Origin of the sequence: Frankia sp. AgPm24, from assembly GCF_023243055.1 — a bacterium.
In the GTDB taxonomy this organism is placed as follows: domain Bacteria; phylum Actinomycetota; class Actinomycetes; order Frankiales; family Frankiaceae; genus Frankia; species Frankia umida.
In genome coordinates, this window is record NZ_JALKFW010000205.1 from 68,846 (window position 1) to 87,842 (window position 18,997).

At 71.8% G+C, this 18,997-nt stretch carries 19 protein-coding genes; 7 read left to right on the plus strand and 12 right to left on the minus strand.

Features of this window, described 5'->3' with window-relative positions; translation table 11 throughout:
- The coding region (locus tag MXD61_RS19730; RefSeq protein WP_248814950.1) for a gamma-aminobutyraldehyde dehydrogenase at nucleotides 1-1,390 on the plus strand (1,390 nt) is incomplete at its 5' end.
- Between the two features lie 672 nt (nucleotides 1,391-2,062).
- Here the strand turns inward: MXD61_RS19730 and MXD61_RS19735 are convergent.
- From MXD61_RS19735 to MXD61_RS19760, 6 genes are all read right to left on the minus strand, one after another.
- Complete coding sequence (locus MXD61_RS19735; RefSeq protein WP_163547161.1) at nucleotides 2,063-2,203, minus strand: hypothetical protein; 141 nt, start codon at nucleotides 2,201-2,203, stop codon at nucleotides 2,063-2,065.
- Nucleotides 2,204-2,277: 74 nt separating this feature from the next.
- Complete coding sequence (locus tag MXD61_RS19740; protein ID WP_248814951.1) at nucleotides 2,278-3,048, minus strand: glycerophosphodiester phosphodiesterase; 771 nt, start codon at nucleotides 3,046-3,048, stop codon at nucleotides 2,278-2,280.
- Nucleotides 3,049-3,166: 118 nt separating this feature from the next.
- Nucleotides 3,167-4,012, minus strand: coding sequence for a histidinol-phosphatase (gene hisN / locus MXD61_RS19745; RefSeq protein ID WP_374629229.1), 846 nt, complete (start codon nucleotides 4,010-4,012; stop codon nucleotides 3,167-3,169).
- Nucleotides 4,013-4,109: 97 nt separating this feature from the next.
- The gene (gene rsgA / locus MXD61_RS19750) at nucleotides 4,110-5,096 is read right to left on the minus strand and encodes a ribosome small subunit-dependent GTPase A (protein WP_248814952.1); all 987 of its coding nucleotides are present in this window, start codon (nucleotides 5,094-5,096) and stop codon (nucleotides 4,110-4,112) included.
- Between the two features lie 50 nt (nucleotides 5,097-5,146).
- A complete protein-coding gene (aroA, locus tag MXD61_RS19755) occupies nucleotides 5,147-6,496 on the minus strand; it encodes a 3-phosphoshikimate 1-carboxyvinyltransferase (protein ID WP_248814979.1) in 1,350 nt (449 codons plus the stop codon).
- A 146-nt stretch (nucleotides 6,497-6,642) separates the two neighbouring features.
- The gene (locus MXD61_RS19760; protein WP_248814953.1) at nucleotides 6,643-7,458 is read right to left on the minus strand and encodes a class I SAM-dependent methyltransferase; all 816 of its coding nucleotides are present in this window, start codon (nucleotides 7,456-7,458) and stop codon (nucleotides 6,643-6,645) included.
- Between the two features lie 246 nt (nucleotides 7,459-7,704).
- On the opposite strand from MXD61_RS19760, the gene MXD61_RS19765 reads away from it, so the two are divergent.
- The 3 genes from MXD61_RS19765 to rsrA all read left to right on the plus strand — a co-directional run bounded on the left by MXD61_RS19765 (nucleotide 7,705) and on the right by rsrA (nucleotide 9,540).
- Nucleotides 7,705-8,322: an alpha/beta family hydrolase gene (locus tag MXD61_RS19765; protein WP_374629230.1), complete on the plus strand. Its 618-nt coding sequence runs from the start codon at nucleotides 7,705-7,707 to the stop codon at nucleotides 8,320-8,322.
- A gap of 91 nt (nucleotides 8,323-8,413) precedes the next feature.
- Entirely contained in the window at nucleotides 8,414-9,259 is an 846-nt protein-coding gene (locus tag MXD61_RS19770) for a sigma-70 family RNA polymerase sigma factor (protein WP_374629232.1), read from the plus strand.
- Nucleotides 9,256-9,540, plus strand: a complete 285-nt coding sequence (rsrA, locus tag MXD61_RS19775; RefSeq protein WP_163547149.1) for a mycothiol system anti-sigma-R factor — start codon at nucleotides 9,256-9,258, stop codon at nucleotides 9,538-9,540. Before MXD61_RS19770 ends, rsrA begins: the two co-directional genes overlap by 4 nt.
- 100 nt (nucleotides 9,541-9,640) lie before the next feature.
- On the opposite strand, the gene MXD61_RS28960 is transcribed toward rsrA, so the two are convergent.
- Together MXD61_RS28960 and MXD61_RS19780 are read right to left on the minus strand one after the other, a co-directional pair.
- Nucleotides 9,641-9,715 carry a 50S ribosomal protein bL37 gene (locus MXD61_RS28960; protein WP_369809780.1) on the minus strand — a complete coding sequence of 25 codons (75 nt, stop codon included), beginning with the start codon at nucleotides 9,713-9,715 and terminating at the stop codon, nucleotides 9,641-9,643.
- Between the two features lie 61 nt (nucleotides 9,716-9,776).
- The gene (locus MXD61_RS19780) at nucleotides 9,777-11,252 is read right to left on the minus strand and encodes a DUF5317 domain-containing protein (RefSeq protein ID WP_248814955.1); all 1,476 of its coding nucleotides are present in this window, start codon (nucleotides 11,250-11,252) and stop codon (nucleotides 9,777-9,779) included.
- 235 nt (nucleotides 11,253-11,487) lie between these two features.
- Here MXD61_RS19780 and MXD61_RS19785 point away from each other — a divergent pair, with 235 nt between their 5' ends.
- Together MXD61_RS19785 and MXD61_RS28965 are read left to right on the plus strand one after the other, a co-directional pair.
- On the plus strand, nucleotides 11,488-11,718 hold the full coding sequence (locus MXD61_RS19785) for a biotin/lipoyl-binding carrier protein (RefSeq protein WP_248814956.1): 231 nt from the start codon (nucleotides 11,488-11,490) through the stop codon (nucleotides 11,716-11,718).
- A gap of 248 nt (nucleotides 11,719-11,966) precedes the next feature.
- The gene (locus MXD61_RS28965; protein ID WP_251734189.1) at nucleotides 11,967-12,161 is read left to right on the plus strand and encodes a hypothetical protein; all 195 of its coding nucleotides are present in this window, start codon (nucleotides 11,967-11,969) and stop codon (nucleotides 12,159-12,161) included.
- Nucleotides 12,162-12,860: 699 nt separating this feature from the next.
- Here the strand turns inward: MXD61_RS28965 and bioB are convergent.
- The 3 genes from bioB to MXD61_RS19800 form a co-directional block, all read right to left on the minus strand.
- On the minus strand, nucleotides 12,861-13,898 hold the full coding sequence (gene bioB / locus MXD61_RS19790; RefSeq protein ID WP_251080273.1) for a biotin synthase BioB: 1,038 nt from the start codon (nucleotides 13,896-13,898) through the stop codon (nucleotides 12,861-12,863).
- Between the two features lie 410 nt (nucleotides 13,899-14,308).
- The gene (gene bioD / locus MXD61_RS19795) at nucleotides 14,309-15,025 is read right to left on the minus strand and encodes a dethiobiotin synthase (RefSeq protein WP_248814957.1); all 717 of its coding nucleotides are present in this window, start codon (nucleotides 15,023-15,025) and stop codon (nucleotides 14,309-14,311) included.
- The gene (locus MXD61_RS19800) at nucleotides 15,022-16,221 is read right to left on the minus strand and encodes an 8-amino-7-oxononanoate synthase (RefSeq protein WP_248814958.1); all 1,200 of its coding nucleotides are present in this window, start codon (nucleotides 16,219-16,221) and stop codon (nucleotides 15,022-15,024) included. Before MXD61_RS19800 ends, bioD begins: the two co-directional genes overlap by 4 nt.
- A gap of 100 nt (nucleotides 16,222-16,321) precedes the next feature.
- Between MXD61_RS19800 and MXD61_RS19805 the strand changes: the two genes are divergently transcribed.
- Nucleotides 16,322-17,785, plus strand: coding sequence for a sensor histidine kinase (locus MXD61_RS19805; RefSeq protein WP_175084378.1), 1,464 nt, complete (start codon nucleotides 16,322-16,324; stop codon nucleotides 17,783-17,785).
- Between the two features lie 542 nt (nucleotides 17,786-18,327).
- Here MXD61_RS19805 and MXD61_RS19810 read toward each other — a convergent pair.
- Nucleotides 18,328-18,576, minus strand: a complete 249-nt coding sequence (locus MXD61_RS19810; RefSeq protein WP_163547139.1) for a WhiB family transcriptional regulator — start codon at nucleotides 18,574-18,576, stop codon at nucleotides 18,328-18,330.
- Nucleotides 18,577-18,997: the final 421 nt, after the last annotated feature.

Sequence of the window (18,997 nt, forward strand, 5' to 3'; positions counted from 1 at the left end):
GCCCTCGGCCGAGGGCACGACGACCCCGATCGTGGACCCGGCGACGGGGCGGACGGTGGCCCACGCGCCCCGCTCGGGACCGCTCGACGTGACCGCGGCCGTCGAGGCGGCCACAGCGGCGTTCCCGTCGTGGCGCGACACTCCCGCGGCGCAGCGCGCCCGGGCCCTGCTGCGGCTCGCGGACGCGGTGGAGGAGCGGGCGGACGAGATCGCCGCGGTGGAGAGCGCCAACACCGGTAAGCCACTGGCGCTCACCCGCAGCGAGGAGGTCGGGCCGAGCGCCGACCAGATCCGCTTCTTCGCCGGGGCCGCCCGCACGTTGGAGGGCCGCGCGGGCGGCGAGTACCTGGCCGGGCACACAAGCTTCGTGCGCCGCGAGCCGGTGGGGGTGTGCGCGCAGGTCACGCCCTGGAACTATCCGCTGATGATGGCCGTGTGGAAGATCGCCCCGGCGATCGCCGCGGGCAACACGGTCGTGCTCAAACCGGCCGAGACGACGCCGGCGTCCAGTCTGCTGCTGGCCCGGATCGCCGCGGAGTTCCTCCCGCCCGGCGTGCTCAACGTCGTGTGCGGTGACCGCGACACCGGACGGGCCCTGGTCGCCCATCCCGGGCCGGCGATGGTGTCGATCACGGGCAGTGTGCAGGCGGGGATGGCGGTGGCGCGGGCGGCGGCCGACACGCTCAAGCGGGTGCACCTGGAACTCGGCGGCAAGGCGCCGGTCATCGTCTTCGACGACGTCGATCCGAGCGAGGTGGCCACCGAGATAGCCGCGGCGGCCTACTTCAACGCCGGTCAGGACTGCACGGCCGCGACCCGGGTGCTCGCCGCCGACGGTGTGTACGACGCGCTCGCCGCGGCCCTGGTCAAGGCCGCCCAGAGCACCACCACGGGCGCACCGGACGAGCCGGGCGTCGACTACGGGCCACTCAACAGCGCCGACCAGCTCGCCCGGGTCAGCGGCATCGTCGAGCGGGCGCCCGCACATGCCGAGGTTCTCACCGGCGGGGCGTCCCTGCGTCGACCCGGTTTCTTCTACCCGCCCACCGTCGTCGCGGGGCTACGCCAGGACGACGAGCTCAGTCAGCGGGAGGTGTTCGGGCCCGTCATCACCATGCAGCGTTTCGACACCGAGGACGCGGCGGTGGCCTGGGCCAACGGGGTCGACTATGGCCTTGCCTCGAGTGTGTGGACCCGCGATCACGGCCGGGCGATGCGGGTCGCGCGGCGGCTGGATTTCGGTTGTGTGTGGATCAACACCCACCTGCCGCTGGTCGCGGAGATGCCACATGGCGGCTTCGGACGTAGTGGCTACGGCAAGGATCTGTCGGTCTATGGACTTGAGGACTACACCAGGATCAAGCATGTGATGAGCAACATCGAGTTCTGATCCGGATGGCCTGGGAGTCCGGCCGCCCGGCGGTACTGGCCGACTAGCCTTCGTCCGGCAGAGACACCGCGGAAGTGGCTGCTGGTTCGGTACAGTTCCTGGTTCCCTTCGGCCAAGGGGTGCTGTTCGGGCGTGGCGGCCTGTTCGGGCGGCCTGGACTTCGTGTGATGTGCGCTCTTCGGAGCTGGTCTGCATTAACAGGTCGCCAGCTACTATCATGGAGTTCAGGTGGGCAGGCCGCTGTCAATATGGCCTATCCTTGGTGACGTAACACCAAAGTCGTCAAATCGCGGAGGTCGACTCTTGGCACGCCGTGCACGACTCAGCTGGCCGCAGGAACGGCGCCAGGCGAGTGAAGTGGTCGTTCGCCGGGTTGACCCCGGGCGGGGCTGGACCTTGGAACAGGCTCGTGACCTGGTGAGGCAGGGTTACTCGGTCGAGCGAGTAGCGGAACGCACCGGGTTTCCGGAGCAGATGCTGCAGGTCGCCGAGGTTGGCGAGGCCACGGAGGAGGACTGAGCGGAGTCATCCGCCATCGCGGTGTCAGGAAAGTGTCCGTAGCGAGTCCGGGGCTCATCCGCAGCGGGTTGTGCGTTAATCGCGCTCGGCGGCCAATCGGCTGGTTCGTCCCGCCGGGCGGCTAACCTCGTTGCGCTCGCCGATCGCCGGCGGCTATACCTCGCCGAAGTCAACACAACGCACAGGTTTATCGTCGGTCATGTAGTCGGTCACGCTGCGCATCATGCTTTGCGTGGCCTTGCCGTCCTCGATGGCCGCTCTGATGTCGACAGCGCCGTTGGCCAGCTGGCTCATTGTGCCGGTGCGGCGGTTCCGCGCGTCACAGCGCCCGGATGGCTGTCACAGCGTCCAGGTGGCCGTCCCGGCGCTCAGGTGGGCGAGGGCGGTCGAGCATCGTCGGCCGGGGGAGTACCGGGTCGTCGGCCGGTCACCCGCACCAGCCGGTCCAGATGGTCGCTGTAGACGGCGTCGAGCCGGTATCCGGCCAGCCGGCGCAGGGTGGCCGTGCGCTGGGCGTCCCAGCCGAAGGCGGCTAGGCCCCGCTCGTGGAGCACCGCGACGATGCCGGCGGTGCGGGGGGTCCATTCCCGTGTGCGCAGGTTGAGTGCGGCGATGCCGGCGGCGCGGAGCCGCTCGGCGTAGGCCTCGGGGCCCCCACCGGCCCGGACGGCCTCGAGCGAGGCGGAGTTGACCAGCCGGACGTCCGGGTCGTGGGCCCGGTAGTCGGCGAGCTGCGTGAGATGGCCGCACAGCCACAGGTGGCCCACCGCCGCGCTGCCGCCGGCCGCGCGGGCGACGGCGATGACGGAATCGGCTTTGGGCGCGAAACCCGTGTCCGGGCCCTTCAGGTCCAGACTGAGCTCGAAGGACAACCCGAACGACGCGCCGAGTTCGTGGTAGAACGCGGCCAGCGTCGGCAACCATCCCGGCAGCTGCCGGGCCGCCAGGGTGGCGATCGGCCGCCGCCGCCCCGGCGGCCCGAGCGCCCCGTCGTGGTGCAGGACGGGCACGCCGTCGGCGGTCAGCCAGACATCGGACTCCAGGCCACCCGCCCCGCCGGCCAGCGCCCGGCGAAACGCCGGCATGGCGTTCTCCCGCTGATGCGGGGCGGGCGACCCACGATGTGCGAAGCCGATCATCAGCAGGCCCAGCCGGTCGAGCCGCCATGGTCGTGGCGGTCGCGGTCGCGGTCGCGGTCGCGGGTGTGGGTGGTGCTGGGGCTGGTGGTGGGTGGTCCCGGCGGGTGACGCCAGGTGGTCAGCGGTTGAACGAGCGCAGCGCCGACTCGTGCAGCAGGCCGTTGGTCGTCAGGACCGTGCCGTGCCCCGGGCCGCGTGTTCCGGTCAGGTCGGTGAACCGACCACCGGCCTCCTCGACGATCACCTGTAGGGCGGCCATGTCCCACAGCGACACCTCCGGCTCGCAGGCAAGGTCGACCGCACCCTCGGCCACCATCATGTGCGACCAGAAGTCGCCGTAGGCGCGGGTGCGCCAGACCTGGTCGGCCAGGTCGAGGAACTCCTCGAGGCGACGGGCGGTCCGCCAGCCCTCGATCGAGGCGAACGACAGGAAGGCGTCGCTGAGCCGGGTCACCGAGGACACCCGCAACGCGCGGGTGTCGCCGGTGGCGTCGCGGGTGAACGCTCCGGTGCCCCGGGCCCCCCACCAGCGCCGGCTCATCGCCGGTGCGCTGGCCACACCAACGACCATCTCGCCGTCCACCTCGAGACCGAGCAGCGTGCCCCAGACCGGAACGCCCCGCACGAAGTTCTTGGTGCCGTCGACCGGGTCGAGGATCCAGCGCCGTCGGGAGTCGCCGCCGACCAGGCCCTCCTCCTCACCGAGGACGGCGTCACCGGGCCGGGCGACGGCGAGCCGCTCGCGGATCATGGCCTCGACGGCGGTGTCCGCGTCGGAGACGGGGGTGTTGTCCGGCTTTGACTCGACGTGCAGGTCGACGGCCTGGAAGCGGGACAGGGTGAGCCGGTCGGCGGCGTCCGCGAGGCTCAGCGCAAGCGCGAGATCGTCGGCGACGGTGACGGTGACGGCGTCGGGAACCTCGGGGGACTCGGAACCCACGGAGGTGGGGTTAGGCGGGGTCACCCTGCGAGACTACGAGCCGAGCCCGGTCACGCGTCGCTGCGAAGGGCGCCCGGAACCCGTGTGACCCACGAGTGTGACGAATCTCCGATCGGCGCGGTCAGAGCGGTGTCGCGCGTGCCGCGAGCAGTCTGCGCAGGCTCGCCAGCCGCGCGGCGTCGGCACCGCCCCCGGTGACGGCGGAGTCCAGCGCGCAGTCCGCCGACGGCGCGAGATGTTCACATCCCGGCTGGCAGTACGCGGCCGCGGCGGCCAGATCGGAGAAGGCCGACAGCACCCGGGCCGGCGACACCGCGCCCAGCCCGAACGACCGTATCCCCGGTGTGTCGATCACCATGCCGCCGGCCGGCAACCGCAGTGCCACGGCCGCCGAGGAGGTGTGCCGGCCGCGTCCGGTGACCGCGTTGACCTCGCCGATCGCCCGGTCGGCGGCCGGCACCAGCCGGTTGACCAGGCTGGACTTGCCCACCCCGCTGTGCCCGAACAGCACGCTGACCCGTTGCGTCAGCAGACTGTGCAGGTCCGTGAGGTCCTGGTCGGGCCGGGTGGCCACGACCGGAAAGCCAAGCGGCCGGTACAGCTCGGTGATCGTTTCGGGGTCGGCGAGGTCCGCCTTGGTCAGGCACAGCACCGGCGCCAGACCGCCGTCATAGGCGGCGACCAGACATCGGTCGATCAGGCCCGGCCGGGGCACCGGATCGGTGACGGCACAGACGATCACCAGGATGTCGGCGTTCGCCACGATCGGCCGTTCGGCCGGGTCGGTGTCGTCCGGGGTGCGCCGCAGCACGCTGGTGCGCTCCTCCCGACGAACCAGGCGGGCGAGCACCCCGTCGGTGCCGGACAGGTCCCCGACCAGGGCCACCTGGTCGCCGACGACGACGGACGTGCGGCGCATCGACCCACCGCGCACCGCCGCGACCAGCCGGTCGGGCCACGGCCGCGGCCGGCAGGAGTACCGGCCGCGGTCGACACCGACCACGACCGCCGGCACGGCCTCGGCATGGTCGGGCCGCTGCCGGGTGCGGGGACGTGACCCCCGACCGGGACGGATGCGGACGTCGTCCTCGTCGAGCTCTCGGGGCATCGCCGCGACCCGCTAGACCGAGCCGACCCGCGTCACGGCACGACCTCGGGTCACCGGCCGGCCTGGTCGGTCTGGTCGGTCTGGTCGGCCAGCATCGCCGACCACATCCGGGGGAAGTCGGGAACGGTCTTGCCGGTGGTGGCGATGTCATCGACCTCGACCCCGGGCACCACCAGCCCGACGACCGCGTAGGCCATCGCGAGCCGGTGGTCGGAGCGCGGGTCGAGCCGTCCACCGTGCAGGGGCGCCGGGTCGATCGCCAGCCCGTCGTCGGTCACGGTGATCCGGGCGCCGAGACGGCCCAGTTCCTCGGCGAGCGCGGCGAGCCGGTCGGTCTCGTGCAGCCGCAGGTGACCGATGCCGCGTAGCCGGGACGGTGAGCTCGCCAGCGCGGCGAGCGCGGTCAGCACCGGCGCGGCCTCGCCGAAGTCGCTCAGGTCGACATCGATGCCGTGGATGGTGCCACCACCGGTGACCGCCAGGCCCCGTTCGGTGCGCTCGGTGGAGGCACCCATGGCCGCGAACAACGCGGGCAGCATCCGTCCGGGCTGTTCGGTGACATCCGGCCAGCTGGGCACCACGACCCGCCCGCCGGTGGCGACCGCGGCGGCGAGGAACGCGGTCGCGCTGTTGAGATCAGGCTCGATCACCTTCTCACCGGCCAGGAGCTCACCCGGCGCCACCCGAAAGCGCCGGGTGCCGCCGGCCGCGGGCGGGTCGACATCCACCGTGGCGCCGGCCGCGCGCAGGTCCGCCACCGTCATGTCCAGGTACGGGCCGGACGGCAGCCGGGAGCCGTGGTGCACGACCGTGACCCCGGCGTCGTAACGCGGACCGGCGAGCAGCAGACCGGAGATGAGCTGGCTCGAGTTGGACGCGTCGACCTCCACCTCGCCGCCGGGCAACCCGCCGTGACCGTGGACGGTGAAGGGCATCCGGTCGGAGTCGATGTCGGCGCCCAGCCGCCGCAGTGCCCCAAGCAGGGGAGTCAGCGGGCGGTCGCGCATCCGGGTGTCCCCGTCGAACACGATGTCGCCTTCGCGCAGGGTGGCCAGCGCCGGGGTGAAGCGGGCGACCGTGCCGGCGTTGCCGCAGTCGGCCCGCGCGCCCGCGGCCAGCCGCGTCGACCGGGCCGGGCGGACCGTCCAGTCCACCCCGTCGGTGTCGACCTCGGCGCCGAGCGCCCGCAGCACACCAGCCATGAGCAGGGTGTCGCGTGAACGCAGCGCCCCCCGCAGCCGGGATTCGCCGCTGGCCAGCGCCGCCAGCACCAGCGCCCGGTTGGTGCCGGACTTGGCGCCCGGCACCGGTACGACGGCCACCACCGGCCGCGCCGCCGTCGGTGCTGGCCACGGATCGGACTGGGTATCGGCGTGCTCGGTACCGGTCAGGATGCTCACCCTGCCAGCATGCCGGATGAACGGCCCGATCCGGGCCACCGCCTCTCCCCCCGCCCCGCCGGCCCACAGCCCGTTCACCGGCCGGCCACCTTGACCTCAGGCCGCCCCGGTGCGGCCGCGGACCCCCCGGGCCCGTCCGCCGGACGTCACCGGGGGCGGCGGGCGGAGGCGATCAGATGGATGCCGATGGACTCGCCCTCACGTTCGGCGGAGAGCTCCACCTCGGTCCGGACCAGGGTGGGGAAGCAGGAGACGTCCTCGGCGAGCGCCCGGGTGACGGCCTCGGCGGACAGCACTGTCCGGGGCCGGATCCAGTCGACCTCGAAGCCGGCGCTGGACAGCAGCGCGCGCAGCTCCTCGGGCCAGAAACACCGGGTTATCGTGCCGTCGTCGGCGGGTACCAGCACGACATCCGCACGGGGTACGTCGGACAGTTCCGCCCACCGGTGCTGCTCGGCCAGCCGGGCCAGCCCCAGCAGCAGCGAGTCGACGCACAGCAGCAGCTGGCCGCCCGGGCGCAGCATCCGGTGGATCTGCTCGAGAGTGGTCTCGGTGGCCAGGCAGAACGACAGTGCCCGCGCCTCGGCGAGCACCGCGTCGAACGAGTCGGCGTGAAACCAGTCCAGCGACCGGGCGTCGCCCACGACCGGACGCAGCGCCCCACCACCCCCCGCGCCGGGTGTGGCACCGCCGCGCTCACGCAGATCGGTGGGGACAGCGTCGGTCACCACCCGGACCACCTGATGGCCGGCCCCGACCATCTGCCGGGCGAACCTGGCCCGCGGCCCGGAGACGTCGAGCACCCGCCCCGGCCGCGTGGGCAACCACTCCCGCAGCTGGGCGGCCGCGACCTCCTCGTAGAACGCCCAGTACGGGTCGTCACTGTCCGTCGGAGCCTCGCAGACCAGGGATTGCGCTCGTCCTCGAGACGATCCCGCGTCCGCGGCGGGGCCAGGCAGCATGGAGCTTTTCCTACCCTTCAAGGGGCATTGATGAGAGGCAAGTCACAAAGTCACGGTGGAAGTCTGACAGATTCCGAGCCGGACCACGCGGGGTCTTTCCCCGTTGCGTCCCGGCAATGCGTCCCGGCCGCTGTGACGACCGAATCCGGACCGGCGGCGGGGCCCGGACGGGAGGGTGCGACAGAGGTCCACACAGCAGTCGACGGTGGGCGGCTGCGTCTGGTTCCCGGCGACGGCCCGACAGTCGTGTTTCTGCATGGTGCCGGTAGCGGTGTGGACACACCCCTGTTCAACGCGCTGGCCACGGCCCTGGCCGCGGGGGGCGCGCGGATCGGACGGCTGGAGATGCCCTACCGGGTGGCCGGCCGGCGGGCACCCGACCGGGCGGCCCGACTGGACGCCGTCGCGCTGGCCGCGGTGAGCACGCATGTCGCCGACACGGGGCGGCCGTTCGCACTGGCGGGGGTGTCGATGGGATCGCGGGTGGCGATGCGGGTCGCAGGACCGCTGGGAGCCCGGGGCGTGCTCGCGCTCGGCTTCCCGCTGTGCCCGCCGGGTCGGACGGCGGCCGGCGAGCCGAAACCGTCCCGTCAGCACGAACTCGACGAGGTCGGGCTGCCGGTGCTGGTGGTCCAGGGCGAACGCGATCCCTTCGGTCGGCCCGAGCCGGACGCGTCCCGGGAACGCCGCCTGCACCTCGTCCGGGGCGGCGACCACTCGTTTCGGACCCGTGTCCGCGACGGGCGGGAGCCCGAGGAGGCCGTCGCCGAAGCCGCCCATGTGGGCGCCGCCTACCTGCTCGACCTGCTCGACCCGCTCGGCCCGCTCGGCCCGCCGGACGTCCCGCACCCCGCCCGGATATGACCCGGCACGGGCCCGGGTCGGACGTCGGGGCGGGAATCATCCAGAGCCGGGTCCGGTTGACCAGGAGGCCAGACGAGGTAGCGGAGGTCACATGACTCCAGCGAGCGCCCTGCAACAGCAGGCATCGCACGGGCGGCCGTCCGAGCAGCCGGCCCGTGAGCAGGCGTCACCTGGGCGGATATCACGGCCCACATCACCGCGCGATGGTGCGGTGCCCGGGGTATCGTCCTCGGCGGGAAGGCGATCCGTTTCCGGGCGGCCCGCCGCGCCACAGGCCGGGTCCGCGGTCGCCGGGCCCGCTGTCGGCGCAGACGACGGTGAGGGGATGATCCTGGTCGACGAGACCACCGAGGAGCGGGGTGCGCGCTTCGAGCGCGACGCTCTCCCGTACCTCGACCAGATGTATGCCGCCGCGTTGCGGATGACCCGCAACCCGGCCGACGCGGAGGATCTCGTTCAGGAGACCTTCGTGAAGGCGTTCGCGGCCTTTCACCAGTTCCAGGCCGGAACGAACCTCAAGGCCTGGCTCTACCGGATCCTGACGAACACCTTCATCAACACCTACCGCCGTCGGCAGCGTCAGCCGCTGCAGAGCCCGACCGAGCAGGTCGAGGACTGGCAGCTCGCCGAGGCGGAGTCGCACACCTCCGTCGGCCTCAAGAGCGCCGAGACCGAAGCACTCGAGCATCTGCCCGACAGCGACATCAAGGATGCGCTGCAGGCCCTCCCGGAGGACTTCCGGATGGCGGTCTACCTGGCCGATGTCGAGGGTTTCTCCTACAAGGAGATCGCGGAGATCATGGGCACGCCGATCGGGACGGTCATGTCCCGGCTGCATCGCGGTCGCCGGGGTCTGCGCAAGTCGCTCGAGCAGTACGCGGCCGACCGTGGGCTGGTTCCCGCGGGCTCCACCGACGTCGAAGGTGGTGCGTCGTGAGCTGCGGCGGTGAACACGAGATCGACTGCCGAAAGGTGCTCGACGCCGTGTTCCTCTACCTTGACGGGGAGTGCGACGGCGGCCAGCACAACCTGATCCGCTCCCACCTCGACGAGTGCTCCCCGTGCCTGCGCGAGTTCGGCCTCGAACGTGAGGTCAAGATGCTCGTCGCCCGCAAGTGCGGCGGGGAACGGGCGCCGGAGACCCTGCGAACGAGCGTGCTCGCCCGACTGCGGGCGGCCCGTGTCGACGTCGACGCCGGGGAGTTCCGCGCCGAGTAGCCGTGCGGGCCGGGTGGCCGTGCGACGGTACCCGGCCATCCGGCGGCGCTCACGCCGCCCAGCGGCGGGCCGCGCCAACAAGCACGACCCGCCGATCTGATCAGGTGTTGGGGCGCTTGCCGTGGTTGGCCTTGTGCTTGGCCCGTGCGCGCCGCTTGCGCTTCTTCTTCGCCATGACATCCTCCTTCCCTTCACTGGATACAGCAGTCATCGTGCCAGCCCGCGCGGCCGTCGGGTCAGCCGCGTGCCGTGGCCCCCGGCTGGCGCGGCGTGGGCCCATCGCCCCACGGGTCATCCAGGCCGGACGGGTCAGTCTCGCTCACCCCGGCGTCGGAGGGCCGCAGACGGTGCCCGCCGGCCTCGCTCCCGCCGCCCTTCGCCCCACGACCGCCGGACGTCCGTTCCTCGGACGCGCGGAAGACGGAGATGTCGTACGGGTCGTACCCGTCGCCGCCCATGCCGTCCCCGCCCAGCCCAGCGCCACCCGAAGCCGTCCCCCGCGGACCCGTGCCGCCCGAGCCCGTCCCCCGCGGACCCGTGCCGCCCGAGCCCGCCCGCCGCGGACCGGTGCCGCCTGGACCCGTCACGCGGGTATCGGCGTCGCGAGCATCGGGACCATCCGGGCCAGTGGGGTCGAGGCTGGTGCGATCGAGGTCAGTGGGGTCGAGGTCAGGTGGGTCGAGGTCGGTGCGGTCTGGGGCGATGAGGTCCGCGTCCGCGCCTTCCGATGCCGCGTGGTCCGCGTGGGCATCGTCATCGAGCCAGCCATCGAGCGGACCGCCACCACGATCATCGAACGCGGGATCGTCGGCGGGTTCCGCGGGGCCCGGCGGAACGCCCCGATGCGCACGACCGCCCAGGTCCTGAGGTTCGCCCTGACCACCCTGACCACCGAGGTCGCCGAGGTCTCCCGGATCGTCCTGGCCGTCGAGCTCCTCGCGCGCGTCGAGCTCGTCAGGCTCGTCTGAGCCGTCGGTGCTGGTGCGACGCTGGTTAGTGATCCTGACGTACTCCCAGGAGTCGTCCGTGGTCGGGTCCATGTCGGCCAGCTGCGGGTCGGCCAGCTGCGGGTCGGCCAGGTCGTCGTAGGCCGGGACGCCGCTCGCGCTGCGCCGGGTACCAGGCCGAGGCGGTCCGCCGTAGGCGGCGGGCAGGGCACCGGCGAGGGCGGCGTTGCGCCGCGCCTGCAGCGTCCGCCACGCACGGACCGGGGTCACCGCGCCGAACACGCCGAGCGCGGCCGCGATCAGCACGTCCCCGATGCTCAGGACCGCGGGCACCCCCGGCAACGCGAAGGGGATGATGTCGCTGAGCAGCCGTAGGCTGGTGTCGCCGTCAGCGGGAGTGTGGAAGGCCGAGCGCAGGATGTCGTTCGCCGGCACCCCGGCATGCTGGGCCTGCCACAGCGAAACCGGCATCTGCCCACCATTGGCCGTGATCACGGCGGCGTTGGCGATGATGCCGGCGACCAGCAGGCCAAGGCCTGGCAGGCGGTTGTTCATCCCGGCGAACAGCGCCGCGAGCACAGCGGCCACGATCCAGGCCACGCTGTGCAACGCCGGTACGAGCCCGCCGACCGCGACTGCCAGGATCAACGCGGCGAACAACAACGGCTGTTGGACATGGACGCGGGCGAGGGCGCTGAGCGTTCCACCGCGGGCGAGTCCCACGCCCAACCCGATCACCAGAGTCAGCACGACAAGTACGAGCACATGCGTAGTCTGCGGGTTTGCGGTATTCGTTCCCAACACCGGGCGGGCGAGTCGCGCGCGTCGTTGCTGTTCGCGCCCCGATCCACCGCTGGACGGACGTCCCTGGTCGGCGATTGGCATTGGTCCGGATGGCTGCGGGCACTACGCTTCTCGCGGGCTCACCGTTGGTGGGCTCCATGACCCGCGGGGTCGCGGCCGCCCGGCCCGTGGCCTACCGCCGTTGAAGGGGGCGTCGATGACCGAAGAGGTCCGCGCGGAGATGGTTGCCAACGTGTGGAAGGTCGTCGTCGGCGAGGGAGACGCGGTGGCGGCCGGAGACGCCCTGGTCATCCTCGACTCCATGAAGATGGAGATCCCCGTGATCAGCGAGGACGGCGGCACCGTGGCCCGCATCGCAGTCTCCGAGGGCGACGTCGTCCAGGACGGCGACCTGATCGCCGTCGTCGAGCCCGTCGCCGCCGGCTGATCTTCGCCGGCGTCCGCTGATCTTCGCCTACGTCCGTCTGCGCGTGTCGGCGCTCGTCTGCGCGTGTCGGCGCGTGTGGACGTCCGTCGGCCCCCGAGCATCGTTGGCGCCTGCTGGTCCGACTGTCGTCGTCGTGGGGCCCTTACAGGCCCTCGTCACCGTCCGCTGGTCCTCGCTGATGCGGGGTACGCTGCCGCCGGTCGGGTACCCGGGGTGACACCTGTGTGCCATGCCTTAAGCTGATGTTCATGGACGCCTCGTTCTGTGACCGTTGTGGTCAGCTAGCTGGTGTGGGGAACCATGAGGCGTGTGCGCGGGCCCGCGAGCTGGAGCCACCGCGGTACTGCCGAATCTGCCGCCGCCGTATGGTCGTGCAGGTCACCCCTGGCGGCTGGTCGGCCCGCTGCGCCGAGCACGGCCTCATGACAGCCACCAACGCCTGACGCCCCCCACCCGCGCCGGGATGCCGACGTCTCCCGTCCGTGCCACAAGGTCGATGTCTCCCGTTCGCGCCGGGATGTCGACGTCCGCCGTTCGCGCCGGGAGATGGGCGTCCCGGGTCGGTGCCAGGGGCTGACATCATCCTGTCCGCATGCGCGGGATCGCAGGTCCTGGGTTCGGCGGGGACGCCGAGGGGGCGTCGTACACGCCTCAACGTGGACCCGCACGGGTGTACGGAATCACGGCGGCGATACCTCCGCATTCCCGTCGTCCAGACTCCCCGAACGTCCAGACTCCCCGTCACCCAGGGCCTCTGTCGCCCAGGGTGTCCGTCCATGCGCGTAGGGGATTATTGCGGCTGCGAAGGAGTTTGCCTTCCCCGTCACGCCCTCTCCGCCTCGGCCGTTGGTGACCTTCCGAAGCCTTGAGCGACCGTCCGCAGTCAGCTGCGGTCGGCGCGCCGGTCCTGGGTCGGATGCCGAGGGTTATTCGGCCACATGCCGAGGGTTATTCGGCTGGGGAGGCCGAAATCCTTGAACAACCCTCGGCATGCGCTGAATGTGGCCGCCACCTGGCCGCGATTCGCGGGTGCCGAAGCGCACCGCCGCACCGTGGAAAAGCACATTTCGTCATATATCGGACGCCTGGAAGGCCGTTGGTGATGCTGAGAGCGACGGCATCGCTGACGCTGACGGTCGTGATCAGAGGGTGGACTGGAGGGACTTGATCGGCATGCTGAGGTCGGCCAGCATCTTCAGGTCGGCCTCGGCGGGGCGGCCGAGGGTCGTCAGGTAGTTGCCGACGATGACGGCGTTGATACCACCGAGCATGCCCTGCGCCTCGAGGTCGCCGAGGGTGATCTCCCGGCCGCCCGAGTAGCGCAGGATGGTGCGGGGCAGCGCCAGGCGGAAGGCGGCGATGGCGCGCAGGGCGTCCCGCGGCTGGACCGGCGGGTAGTCGCCGAAGGGAGTGCCGGGGCGCGGGTTGAGGAAGTTCAGGGGGACCTCGTCCGGCTCCAGGCGGGCGAGCTGGGCGGCGAGTTCCGCGCGCTGCTCGAGGGACTCGCCGACGCCGAGGATCGCCCCGCAGCACAGTTCCATGCCGGCGGCGCGGACCATCTCGCAGGTCTCCCAGCGCTCCTCCCAGGAGTGCGTGGTGACGACCTTGGTGAAGTGCGACTGGGCGGTCTCGAGGTTGTGGTTGTAGCGGTGGACACCCATCGCGGCGAGCTCGTCCACCTGGGTCTGGGTGAGCATGCCCAGCGAACAGGCGACGTTGATCTCCACTGCGGCCTGGATCGCGGCCACACCCTCACGGACCTGCGACATCAGCCGCTCGTCGGGACCGCGCACGGCCGCCACGATGCAGAACTCCGTCGCTCCGGTGGCGGCGGTCTGGCGTGCGGCGTCGACCAGCGACGGTACGTCCAGCCAGGCCGAACGTACCGGCGAGTCGAACTTGCCGGACTGCGAGCAGAAGTGGCAGTCCTCCGGGCAGCCGCCGGTCTTCAGGCTGATGATGCCCTCGACCTCGATCTCCGGTCCGCACCAGCGCATCCGCACCTCGTGGGCGAGCGCCAGTAGTTCGGTGAGTGACTCGTCCGGCAGCTGCAGGACCGCCAGCACGCTGGCCTCGTCCAGGCCACGCCCGCCCTCGAGCACCTCACGGCGCGCGTGGGCGAGGATCGTCGCCGGATCGGTGCGGGCCGTCGCGGGTCCGCCGGTCGCGTTCTCGTCCAGCGTGCCATCGATGAGCGCGGCATCATCCGGGACGGCTTCGCCCAGGACGGTCTTGTCGAGCACGGCCTCGTCGAGCACGGTCTCGTCGAGTACGGACTCGCCCAGGGCGGACTCGTCCAGCACGGACTCGCTCAGCGCAGCGTCGTCCAGCGTGGCGTCGGCCGGCTCCAGCGGGGTCTCCACCACCTTGGGGGCGGGATACGCGGTCACGGGTGCGGTCACGGTGGCCTCCTGGCGAGGTCTACGGCGGATACGGTCGGCTGCTCGGTGGTCGGGTCCGGGCGGGCGGGCGGGTGTGGCCGTGCCCGGATGGTGGGTGTGGGCGCCACCATTGTCGGGCCCCGGGCGCGATGGTGTTCCCCTTTCGGACGCGACATCGCGCACGTTCAGCACTCGACACGTGCCGTACATCACATTGGGTGACTGTTCTGGAAGTCCTGTGCGCGGAAGGTGCCGCCGAGTGACGGTTCCAGTGAGCGGCGGGCGGTGGCGAGGAAGTCGGCTGGGGCCAGCAGGCCGGCGCCGGCGGGGATCGCACCAGCCACCGGACGGCCGGCGAGACTCGCGAGGTCGGCCAGGTTGCCGCGGCAGGCCAGATCGGGGTCGGCAGGCCAGGAGCCGACCACCACACCGGCGAGTTCGAGCCCGCGGTGGGCAAGTGCCTCGAGGGTCAGCGCCGTGGTGTTGAGCGTACCGAGCCCGGCCGACACGACGACGAGCACCGGCGCGCGCAGCTGCTGGGCGAGGTCTGCGACGGTGCTGCCGTGCTCGTCGAAACGCACCAGCAGACCGCCGGCACCCTCGACGAGCACCAGGTCGCGGTGGGCGGCGAGCTTGTCGAGATGGGCGCGGACGTCGCCGAGGTCGACAGCGGGCAGCCCCGCCCGGCGGGCGGCGGTCGCCGGTGCGAGCGGGTCCGGGTAGCGGGCTCCCTCGTGGACGTCGCGGACGCCGCTGAGCGCGGCGACGAGGTCCACGTCGCCGGGTGCACCGGGTGGGAGGCCGGTCTGCGCGGGTTTGACCACGGCGACCGAGCGGCCCCGGTCGGACGCGAGGGCGGCGACGGCGGCGGTGACGACGGTCTTGCCGATCTCGGTGCCGGTGCCGGTGACGACCAGGACGCTCATGGGACCGGCACGAGGATGCCGGCGGCGGCGAAGGCCTCGCGGACCTGGGCCAGGTCGGTCGCGGTGAGGTCGGCTCGGGCCGCGACGCGTAGCCGGCTGGTGCCGGCGGGGACGGTGGGCGGACGGAAGCAGCCCACGGCGACGCCGCTGGCCCGGCAGGCCGCGGCGGCGGCCAGCGCCGTCTCGGGTTCACCGAGGATCACCGAGACGACCGCCCCGGCCGGGGTCGGTGCGCCGGTGAGCTCGGCGAGGTGACGCGCGTGTGCCCGGACCGTCTCGGCCAGTTCCGGTCGGGCCCGCAGCTGGTCGAGTGCGGCCAGTGCCGCGCCGACGTTCGCCGGGGCGAGTCCGGTGTCGAAGATGAAGGACCGGGCGGTGTCGACGAGATGGTCGCGCAGCGCCGTGGAACCCAGGACGGCACCGCCGAGGCCGCCGAGCGCCTTGGACAGGGTCGCGGTGGCCACCACGTCCGGCTCCGCGGCGAGCCCGGCGGCGTGCACCGCGCCACCGCCGCCCGGGCCGACGACTCCCAGGCCGTGCGCCTCGTCGACGACCAGCAGCGCGCCGTGGGCCCGGGCGGTGTCGTGCAGGGCGAGCAGGTCGGCGGCGTCACCGTCGGCGGAGAACACCGACTCGGTGACGACGATCGCCCGTCGCCAGCCGCCGGCTCCCAGCGCCGCGGCGACGGCGGCCGTCTCACCGTGCGGGGTGATCACCACCTGGGCTCGGGAGAGCCGGCAGGCGTCCACGATCGAGGCGTGGTTGAGCGCGTCCGACACGACGAGGTCGCCCGGGCCGGCGAGCGCGGTCAGAACGCCGAGGTTGGCGGTGTAGCCGGAGGAGAACACCAGCGCCGCCGCGAACCCCATGTGCGCGGCCAGGGCCTGCTCCAGGTCGGTGTGCAGCGTGGTTGACCCGGTGACCAGGCGACTTCCGGTGGAACCCGCACCCCAGTCACGTACGGCGCGGACCGCGGCCGCCACGACAGCGGGGTGTCGGCCAAGGCCGAGGTAGTCGTTGCCGGCCAGATCCACCCGCACGGCGTCGGACGCGGGCCGCCCCGCGGTACGCGGACGGAGTTCGCGGCGCAGCCCGGCGGCCCGGCGGGCCTCGGCGTGGTCGGCCAGCCAGGCCAGCGGCCCGGCCTGTGACGGAGCCGGCGGCCCGGCCTGCGCGGGTGCGTCGTCGATGGTCACGACGGCGAGCGTACGGCGCGTCCGGGGTGCATGTGGGTGCCCGCCAGCTCACAACACTCACCGGTCTGGCAGTGTGCAGCCCGTGGGAACCCTCGCCGACATGCTGCGCGCGAGCACGGACCTCAGCGATGACGACATCGACCACCTGGCCGCGCTCGTCGCGGACTGGGCGTTGCTCGCCGACCTGTCGTTCGCCGATCTGCTGCTGCTCGTGCCCGTCCGTTCCGGTTCGGCCTCGGGTCGTGGTGGTCACACCAGCGGTACCGAGTTTCTGGTGGTGGCCCAGGTGCGGCCGACGACCGGGCCGACCGCCTACCACAACGACGAGGTCGGCAGCGTCGTCATCAACCGCTGGGTGGTGCAGAACGCCTGGCGGGAGAACCGCATCGCCCGCGAGGGCGAACCGGAGTGGGACGGCGGGGTGCCGGTGCGTACCGAGGCGATCCCGGTGCGGCACGGCAACGAGATCATCGCGGTGCTCGCCCGGGACACCAACCTGGTCAATCCGCGCACGCCGAGCGACCTGGAATCGTCCTATCTGCAAGGTGCCAACAACCTGGCGCTCATGATCGCCGAAGGCGCGTTCCCGTTCCGGGGCAGTTCGGCGGAGCTGCCGGAGTCGCCGCGGGTGGGCGACGGGATGATGCGTCTCGATGGTGCCGGCAAGGTCATCTTCGCCAGTCCCAACGCGCTGTCGGCCTATCGCCGCCTCGGATACACCGGCAACGTCACCGGTGAGGATCTGCGCACGGTGCACCGGGCGCTGAACCTGCCGGCGACGACCCCCGCGGTGTGGCATGCGATCGGACGGCGTCGGCCTGTCGAGGTCGAGGCGGCGGTCGGCAGCACGGTGGTGCTGCTGCGTGCGATCCCGCTGTTCCCCGGGGCGACCCGGGAGGTGCTGGTCCTCGTGCGGGACGTCTCGGAGCTGCGTCGACGCGAGGCGATGCTGCTCAGCAAGGACGCGACGATCCGTGAGATCCATCACAGGGTCAAGAACAACCTGCAGACCGTGGCCGCGCTGCTACGCCTGCAGATGCGTCGGACGAAGGTTGATGAGGCCCGAGCGGCGCTGCGCGAGTCGGTGCGGCGGGTGACCTCGATCGCGGTCGTGCACGAGACGCTGTCGCAGAGCCTGGGAGAGAGCGTCCCCTTCGACGAGATCGCCGACCAGATCACCTCGGTGACGGTGGACCTGGCGTCCACCGGGGCGCGGGCGAACACCCGCCGCTCCGGTTCGTTCGGGCACCTTCCCGGCGAGCTCGCCACGCCGCTGGCCCTTGTGCTCTCGGAGCTTCTGCAGAATGCTGTAGAACATGCGTTCGACGGATCGGCGGGTTCGATCGAGATCCGCGTGCAGCGCTCGACCGGTCGGCTCGATGTCGTCGTCGCCGATGACGGCGCCGGCCTGCCGGATGACTTCCAGCTCGAGCACTCGCCTCGGCTGGGGTTGCAGATCGTGCGCCAGCTGGTGCTCGGTGAGATGCACGGCACCATCCGGCTTCAGGCGGGGCCGAAGTGCGGCACCGAGGCGCTGCTGTCGATCCCACTTTCTGAAAGTTGAGTGTTTGGGGGTGCGAATGGCGGGTATCCCCAAGCCGTGTCCCTCGTTCGCGGTCGGTGTGGCGCTATGCCATGCCTACGCGCGGGAGCCGTGGCCGTGGCCTTCGTCACAGGTTCCGCTTCGCGCGGTGTACCCCGGCGTTCCCGTTCCACCGGGGCGCGTTCGGTGAACCGGCCAGAGCCGGCCCACAGTCCGGCGTCGGCGAGCGGCCTGGCATCGGCGAGCACGGCACCAGCGGCCACGGCACCGGCGGGTGGAACATCAGCGGGAGTAGCAGGGGCACAAAGCGATACGGCCGCTCCGCCCGCGTCGCGCCGCATCACTGCGGCGGACGCGTGGACAGAACGGCCGATGTTGCTGCCAGTCTCGTCGGCGCGGGGGCGCGCCACGTGGCCTGACGTCATGCGGGAGCCGCTGGGGTCGGTCGGCGTGAAACCGATGCGTTCCGACGCTCAGAGGTCGCCGCGGGCGGATGTCGGGGATCCGACGCGGGTGGATGGTGCACCCCGTTCCGTGGCACAGGGCCACCGGGGATGGTGCGGTCAGGCAGTCCGAACCCGAAGGCGGACCTGGCGCTTGAGCGCTCGGCGCTCATCCTCGCTCAGTCCACCCCAGACTCCGGAGTCCTGCCCGGTGTCCATTGCCCAGTTCAGACAGTCACTAGTGACTGCACACCGCGCGCAGACGGCCTTTGCCTCTTCGACCTGGCGTTCCGCCGGACCGGTAGTACCGATCGGGAAGAAGAGCTCGGGATCCTCGTCACGGCAGAGCGCTCTGTGGCGCCAGTCCATGCGTCCAACTCCCTCTCTCGTCTCGGGCCACACTGCACATGAGACGCTTTGCGAGCCGCTACGGTTGTGCCGCGGATGAAATTCGGATGAGCAGGATGTCTGCTCGGCCCGACGGCGAGCCGTAGAGCGGGTTCCTGGCGGTCGGTAAGTCCAGGTGCACGTGCATCCACCACGGACATTCGCCACCCTCCCACCGGAACGGGCAGGGGCGCAAGAACCTGCAAGCGTCTTCACACCCTCCCTGGCCTGCACTTGTCCGGCAGGGACACAGATGGGCCACGCACGGCGACACTTCTCCCCAGCATGCAGCCGGGACATAAGTACTGGTTGCCAGGGGTTGTCGAGGCGTCAGGGGCGCTCTGGGCGGGCCGGAGACGGCCGCTGAGAGGCCCTGGAACGGGCGGAAAATGCCATCTCGGCA